We start from the raw sequence: 6,671 nt of genomic DNA, 5'->3' as shown, positions 1-6,671 counted from the left end.
GAACCCGGAAGCTAAGACTGACTGCGCCGATGGTACTGCACTCGGGAGGGTGTGGGAGAGTAGGTCACCGCCGGACACCTTTTTATAAGGGGTCGTGGGGTTTTGCACTATGATCGTGCAGAGCCCTACGGCCCCTTTTGTATTTTGCAAGACCAAACTAAACAGTGTTTTCGGGAGGCACCCATGAACGAACGTCCAGACAGGCGAGATCACTCAGATCGCGGCCCCCGGAAACCCTATAACTCGGGTGGGAGTGGCGACCAACGGCGCGGTAACAGCGATCGTGGACCGCGCCGCGACGGTGAGTTTAAGCCGCGCCGCGATGGCGAGTTTAAGCCGCGCCGCGACGGCGAGTTCAAGCCGCGCCGCGATGGCGAGTTTAAGCCGCGTCGTGATGGTGACGGCGGGCAGCGTCGAGACGACCGCGGGTACGCTCCGCGCCGCAATGACGGTGACCGCGGTCCCCGCCGCGAGGGCGAGTTTAAGCCGCGCAATGACGACCGCGGGTACGCTCCCCGTCGTGACGATCGTGGCCCGCGCCGCGAAGGTGACTTTAAGCCGCGTCGCGATGGTGACTTTAAGCCCCGTCGCGATGGTGACTTCAAGCCCCGCCGCGATGGTGACTTCAAGCCCCGCCGTGACGGAGCCCAAGGTCCCCGACAGTACGACCGTAACGACCGTAACGACCGCGGACCCAAGGAGTACGGCCGCGGGGGCACCCGAGGTGGCGGCCGCAGCGACCGAGGCGGCGCTGGTCGCGAGTTCACCGAGGCAGAGCGTCTACAGCACCAGCTGCGCCCGGTGCGCAGTGAGCATGCTGATCCGGTGCTGCCCGAAGAGATCCAGGCGAACGACCTGCACCCCTCGGCGCGCAATGAACTCAAGACGCTGCAGCCCGATGTGCAAGATCGCGTTGCAAAGCACCTTGCCATGGTTGCGTACCTGATTGACGAGGATCCCGAGCTCGCACACCAGCACGCGCTGTCGGCGAGCCGCCGGGCAGGCCGCATTCCGGTCGCGCGCGAGACCCTCGCGATCACCGCGTACCGCACGGGCGACTTTGCACTTGCGCTGCGCGAGCTGCGCACCTACCGGCGCCTCAGCGGCCGCAACGATCACGTTGCGCTGATGGTCGATTGCGAGCGCGGTCTCGGTCGCCCCGAGAAAGCTATCGAGACGGCCCAGGGCATCGACGTCGCGTCGCTCGAGACGCAGGACCGCGTGCTGCTCGCGATCGCGGTCTCAGGCGCGCGGCTCGACCTCGGTCAGACTCAGCAGGCCCTGTTTGAGCTCGAGATTCCCGAGCTCAACCCTAAGAAGGCGTTTTCGTGGAGCCCCGACCTGTTCGGCGCATACGCTGCCGTGCTTGAAGATCTCGGCCGCGAGTCTGAGGCGAAGCGCTGGTACGCTCGCGCCGACCAGGCAGCCAACGCGCTCGACTCGCTGACGGCAGGCTTCGATGAGGTTGAGGTCTTCGAGATCTTCGAAGAACACTACGACGAAGAGCCCGAAGCCCCCGCTACAGTCGGCGAGGCCACCGAGGCTGCGCCGCAGCATGATCCGGATCAAAACCCGGCAGACGAGGGCGCCGAAACCGCCGAGGCGAGTGCGCCCGCAGCAACAGCGGTGTCAGCCCAGGCTGCCGCCGAGGCGGCGGGTGCATCGGCCGATACGCCCGATGCATCGCTCGATGCGATGTCCGTGGAGGACGAGGTCGCTCAGATTCTCGCCGATGCTGGCATTACAGACACTAGCGACGATGATGCGAGCGACGACGACGCTGCGGGCAGCGAGGAGGCCGCAAAGTGAAGCTGTTTGGCGCCAAGCGCACCCCCTTGGGGGCCGCGCCAATTGCGGGCCACAAGCTGCTGCTGACCGACCTCGACGGCGTCGTGTACCGCGGGCACCTTGCGGTCGATGGCGCTGTCGAGTCGCTGACCCTCGCCGCTGATTCGGCCCAGGTCGCCTACCTCACGAACAACGCGTCGCGCACAGACGAGACCGTGGCCGCACAGCTGCGCGGTTTTGGGCTGCCAGTGACGGCGAACGATATCGTGACGTCGCCGCAGGCTGCCGTGGCGCTGCTCGCACAGACCGTCGCCCCAGGCGCGCGCGTGCTCGTGATCGGCGGTGACGGCCTGGTCGATGAGCTAACCAAGGCCGGCTACGAGGTGACGCGCAGCGCAGACGATAGCCCGGCCGCTGTGCTGCAGGGATTCGCACCCGATATTGGGTGGAAGCACCTCGCAGAGGCAGCGTACGCGCTCGCCGAGCGCGCTGACGGCAGCGCGCTACCCTGGATCGCCACCAACACCGACTGGACGATGCCCACCGATCGCGGGCTCGCGCCGGGTAACGGCACCCTCGTGTCGGCGGTGCACACGGCGGTGCAGCGGCTGCCCGAGTTCGCGGGCAAACCCGAGACGCCCATTTATGAGGCGGCGTTTGCGCGCTTCGGCACGCGCGAGGCGCTCATGCTGGGCGACAGGCTCGACACCGACACGAAGGGTGCGCGCGCCGCCGGCATCTCGGCGCTGCACGTGCTCACAGGCGTTGACCGCCCCAAGCAGCTGGTGGCGGCCTCCAAAGACATGCAGCCGAACTACATCGTCGAGAATCTTGCGGGGCTGCACGAGCCGTACCCCGAGACCGTGACGCTGAAGGACGGCACCGCTCAGGTGGGCACCGCCAAAGTACGCATGGACGGCCACGTCGCAAAGGTGGTGTCTGAGGGTGACTCAGCGCTCAACCTGCTGCGCGCAGGTTGCGCCGCGATCTGGGGCTCGGGGCTTGCGATCTACGGCCTCAAAGTGCCCGAGATTCTCTATGAGGATCACTGGCGGTAACGCCGAACGCCGCACTGAACGCCGCACTGAACGCCGCACTGAACGCCGCGCTGATCGCACTGATCAGTGCGGCGTTCTATATGACATTGGTCCCGAGATATCTCGCCCGGTCAGCGCGGCGTCGGTGGTGCTCGTTAGGCTAAGGGCATGACAGTTTTAGACGACGCCGCGCAACCGGCCGGTGAGCTTCAAGAACCGGTAGTTACCGGTCAGCTCGAGCTCATCGGTGCGTTGGCGCTCGCACAGCGGGCGGCGGGCTTCTTGCAGCTGCACGATGAACTGCTCGCAGAGCTTGAGCGCAGCGATCAGCCCGTCGTCGCATCAGATACGGAGGCCGCGCATGCCTAACTCAGTCTGGGGCGGGGAGCCTGCGCGGCTCGACCGTGTGCTCCCTGAGCTTGGTCTTGCACGCTCGCGCACGCAGGCGCAGGAACTCATCGAGCGTGGCGAGGTGCGCATCAACGGTGTGACCGCGGGTAAGCCCAGCGTGCGCGTCGGCGCGGGCGACGACGTCGCGATCGCTGAGGTAGCGCGCTATGTGAGTCGGGCTGCGCACAAGCTCGTCACGGGTCTCGAAGCGTTTGGTATCGATCCTGCGGGCCGCACCGCGCTCGATCTCGGTGCCTCGACCGGTGGGTTTACGCAGGTGCTGCTTGAGCGCGGCGCCGCTGTTGTGCAGGCTATCGACGTGGGTCACGACCAACTCGCGCCAGAACTGCGGGGCGATCCGAGGGTTCGGCTCGTGGAGGGACGCAACGCGCGCGACCTCGACCCCACAAACCTGGCCGCCGATACCGGGGTGCAAGCGGCGCCTACGCTCGTTGTCGCCGATCTGTCATTCATTTCACTGCGTCTTATTTTTCCGGCGATCGCGCGCTGCGCGGCGCCCGACGCAGACCTTGTGCTGCTCGTCAAACCGCAGTTCGAAGTGGGGCGGGTGCGCGACGGGGTCGTCACCAACCCCGCACAGTGGGCCCAGGCGCTCAAGATCGCGGCGGCAGCGGCCGCCGAGAACGGCTATGAGGTGCGCGGGCTCGCCCGTTCACCGATTGCGGGCGGACACGGCAACCGCGAGTTTCTCGCCCATTTCGTGCGCGATGCAGGTCAGTCACTCGCAGATCAGTCACAATGGGACGCGCGCATCGCGGCGCTGTGTCAAGCCGAAGGAGACGAAACCGCATGAGCAGCACAGCGAACCAGGCGGGGGCAGCTGCGAGCAAATCGGCTGCTGAGCGCCGCATCTTGATCGTGTCGCACACTCACCGCGACGAGGCTGTCGCGGCGACGGTGCAGGCGGTGCAGGCGCTCATGGATGCCGGTGTGATTCCCGTAATGGACGGGCAAGACCTCGACGAGTTCTCGCCCCACATCGATGTTGAGCAGATTGAACGGCTCGGCGCCATCACGCCGATCGGGTCGCTCGAAGTCGCGATCGTGCTGGGTGGCGATGGCACGATTTTGCGTGCAGCCGAACTGTTGCGCGGCTCGCGCTGCCCCATCGTGGGCGTCAACCTCGGCCATGTTGGCTTTCTCGCCGAAATGGAGAGCTACGATCTCACCACCACGATTGAGCGGGTGCTGGCGCGCGATTACACCGTCGAAGAGCGGCTCACGCTGGATGTGACGGCCACGTGCGACGGCGTGGTCATCGCCGACACATGGGCGCTCAACGAAGCGAGCGTTGAGAAGCGGCGGCGCATGCTCGAGGTCGAGATCGGTGTTGATGGGCTGCCCGTATCGACGTTCGCCTGCGATGGCATGGTGCTTGCGACCCCCACCGGCTCGACCGCATACGCGTTCTCGGCAGGCGGGCCGGTCGTGTGGCCGACGGTGCAAGCGATGCTCATGGTGCCAATCGCGGCCCACGCGCTGTTCGACCGGCCGCTCATGACCGGCACCGATTCAGAGCTGAGCGTGCGCATCTTGCCCGAGAACATCGGCCCTGGCGTGCTGTGGTGTGACGGCCGACGCCGCACAGAACTGCCCGCCGGATCAATCGTGCGTGCCCGCACATCGAGTGAGTCGGTACGGCTCGCGCGGCTCAACGCCGCCGAATTCTCGCACCGGCTGGTACAAAAGTTTCACCTACCGGTGTCGGGTTGGCGCGGCGCGCGACGTGAGGAGACAGCATGATCGAGCAACTGCAGATTCGCGATCTGGGCGTCATCGCAGACACGACGCTGCCGCTCGGGCCAGGCTTCACCGCTATCACCGGTGAGACGGGCGCCGGTAAAACAATGGTTGTGAGCGCACTGGGGCTGCTCATGGGGGAGCGCTCCGACGCGGGCGCGGTGCGTTCGGGCACGAAGCAGGCCCGAGTCAGCGGCATCGTACGCACAGGTGACGCTGCCGTAGAACAAATCGTCTTCGACCTCGGCGGTGATGTCGAAGACGGCGAGCTCGTGCTCACGCGTACGGTGAGCGCCGAGGGGCGCAGCCGGGTGAGCGTCGGCGGCGCAAGCGCCCCGGTCGGTGGGCTCGTACGGCTTGCCGAGCGGCTATTCGCAGTCCACGGGCAGTCAGAGCAACTGCGACTCAAATCGCAGGCAGCCCAGCGCGACACACTCGACAGGTTCGGCGGCGAGAAAGTCGCGAAAACCCGTGCCGCATATGAGACTGTGCACGCGCGCTGCCGAGATCTCGCCGCCCAACTCGAGTCGCTGCGTGACGCCCGAGACGAGCGGGCAGCCGAAGCAGCACGCACACGCGCCGAGCTCGAAGAAATCGAAGCGGCAGACCCGCAGCCCGGGGAAGAGACCGACCTCACCGAGCGCATCGAACGGCTCAGCAATATTGAACTGCTGCGTGCGGCGACGTCGGCCGCGCACGAGGCGCTCGCGAGCGAGTCCGACGACCCGATGGCACGAGACGCGGCCGGGCTCGTCGATGACGCAGTACGCGAAGCCCTACGCGCCGCGGCATACGATGCCCGCCTTACTCCCATCGCAGAGACGCTGCAGAGCGTCAGCTTTCAGCTCGCCGACGCGGCCCGCGAGCTGGCAGCCTACGCGGGTGACCTCGACCAGGAGGGACCGGGCGAACTCGCGGCTGCGAACGAACGCCTCGCCGCGTTAAACGCGCTATTTCGGCTCTACGGCGTCGACACCGTCGCCGTCATCGCGTACGCGCAGCAGGCAGCCGAACGGCTCACCGAACTCGAGGGTGACGACGACCGTATCGACTCGCTTTCCGCTGAACTGACCGACGCCGCAGCACGCGAGGCGAAGCTCGCCGCAGAGCTCACCAAGCTGCGCACGGCGGCAGCAAAACGCATCTCCAAACTCGTCAGTGTCGAGTTGAAACAGCTCGCCCTACCCGACGCCGAATTTGTCGCGAGCGTGCTGCCGCTCGAGACGCTCACCGCGTCGGGCGCCGACGAGGTTCAGTTCTTGCTCGCCCCGCACCCCGGTTCAGAGCCCAGGCCTGTCGCAAAAACGGCCTCGGGAGGCGAGCTTTCGCGGGTCATGCTCGCGCTCGAAGTGGTCGTTGCAGGTGTTGACCCGGTGCCCACGTTCGTGTTCGACGAGGTCGACTCGGGCGTGGGCGGGGCCGCCGCGATTGAGATCGGGCGCAGGCTCGCGCAGCTCTCGAAAACGTCGCAGGTGATCGTCGTGACCCACCTAGCGCAGGTCGCGGCGTTCGCGAACAACCACCTGCGCGTGCAAAAAGACTCGAGCGGCGGGTTCACTGAGAGCAGTTGTGTACGCCTTGAAGGGCCCGCGCGACTCGGCGAGATGGCCAGGCTACTGTCTGGCCTTGCCGACTCCGACAGCGCGCTCGAGCACGCCGCCGAGCTTCTTGCGCTCCGCGGGTAGCTCCCAGGTG

7 protein-coding genes and 1 rRNA gene are annotated in these 6,671 nt (G+C 66.4%); 7 read left to right on the top strand and 1 reads right to left on the bottom strand.

The window, feature by feature from the left end; all coding sequences use genetic code 11:
• Positions 1 to 76, top strand: a 5S ribosomal RNA gene (gene rrf / locus ACXR2T_RS04320); the annotation flags it as partial.
• A gap of 137 nt (positions 77 to 213) precedes the next feature.
• On the opposite strand, the gene ACXR2T_RS04315 is transcribed toward rrf, so the two are convergent.
• Positions 214 to 651 (bottom strand): hypothetical protein, encoded by a 438-nt coding sequence (locus ACXR2T_RS04315; RefSeq protein ID WP_489945487.1) that lies wholly within the window; start codon positions 649 to 651, stop codon positions 214 to 216.
• Positions 652 to 801: 150 nt separating this feature from the next.
• On the opposite strand from ACXR2T_RS04315, the gene ACXR2T_RS04310 reads away from it, so the two are divergent.
• The 6 genes from ACXR2T_RS04310 (at position 802) to recN (ending at position 6,661) form a co-directional block, all read left to right on the top strand.
• Positions 802 to 1,809, top strand: coding sequence for a hypothetical protein (locus ACXR2T_RS04310; RefSeq protein ID WP_458838015.1), 1,008 nt, complete (start codon positions 802 to 804; stop codon positions 1,807 to 1,809).
• On the top strand, positions 1,806 to 2,846 hold the full coding sequence (locus tag ACXR2T_RS04305) for an HAD-IIA family hydrolase (RefSeq protein ID WP_458813976.1): 1,041 nt from the start codon (positions 1,806 to 1,808) through the stop codon (positions 2,844 to 2,846). Before ACXR2T_RS04310 ends, ACXR2T_RS04305 begins: the two co-directional genes overlap by 4 nt.
• Positions 2,847 to 2,993: 147 nt before the next feature.
• Positions 2,994 to 3,194, top strand: coding sequence for a hypothetical protein (locus ACXR2T_RS04300; RefSeq protein WP_458813974.1), 201 nt, complete (start codon positions 2,994 to 2,996; stop codon positions 3,192 to 3,194).
• Complete coding sequence (locus ACXR2T_RS04295; RefSeq protein ID WP_458838014.1) at positions 3,187 to 4,029, top strand: TlyA family RNA methyltransferase; 843 nt, start codon at positions 3,187 to 3,189, stop codon at positions 4,027 to 4,029. The genes ACXR2T_RS04300 and ACXR2T_RS04295 overlap by 8 nt, the downstream gene beginning before the upstream one ends.
• Positions 4,026 to 4,979, top strand: coding sequence for an NAD kinase (locus ACXR2T_RS04290; RefSeq protein ID WP_458838013.1), 954 nt, complete (start codon positions 4,026 to 4,028; stop codon positions 4,977 to 4,979). Before ACXR2T_RS04295 ends, ACXR2T_RS04290 begins: the two co-directional genes overlap by 4 nt.
• On the top strand, positions 4,976 to 6,661 hold the full coding sequence (gene recN / locus ACXR2T_RS04285) for a DNA repair protein RecN (RefSeq protein ID WP_458838012.1): 1,686 nt from the start codon (positions 4,976 to 4,978) through the stop codon (positions 6,659 to 6,661). The genes ACXR2T_RS04290 and recN overlap by 4 nt, the downstream gene beginning before the upstream one ends.
• Positions 6,662 to 6,671: the final 10 nt, after the last annotated feature.

It is taken from the genome of Leucobacter faecis (assembly GCF_054456635.2).
Note: the sequence above shows the minus strand (reverse complement) of the source record. Positions and strands in the feature narration are given on the sequence as shown.

What these genes read in the sequence shown, in the direction of transcription:
- ACXR2T_RS04300 (WP_458813974.1), top strand. Translation starts at nt 2,994, where the DNA reads ATGACAGTTTTAGACGACGCCGCGCAACCGGCCGGTGAGCTTCAAGAA.
- ACXR2T_RS04295 (WP_458838014.1), top strand. Translation starts at nt 3,187, where the DNA reads ATGCCTAACTCAGTCTGGGGCGGGGAGCCTGCGCGGCTCGACCGTGTG.
- ACXR2T_RS04290 (WP_458838013.1), top strand. Translation starts at nt 4,026, where the DNA reads ATGAGCAGCACAGCGAACCAGGCGGGGGCAGCTGCGAGCAAATCGGCT.
- recN (WP_458838012.1), top strand. Translation starts at nt 4,976, where the DNA reads ATGATCGAGCAACTGCAGATTCGCGATCTGGGCGTCATCGCAGACACG.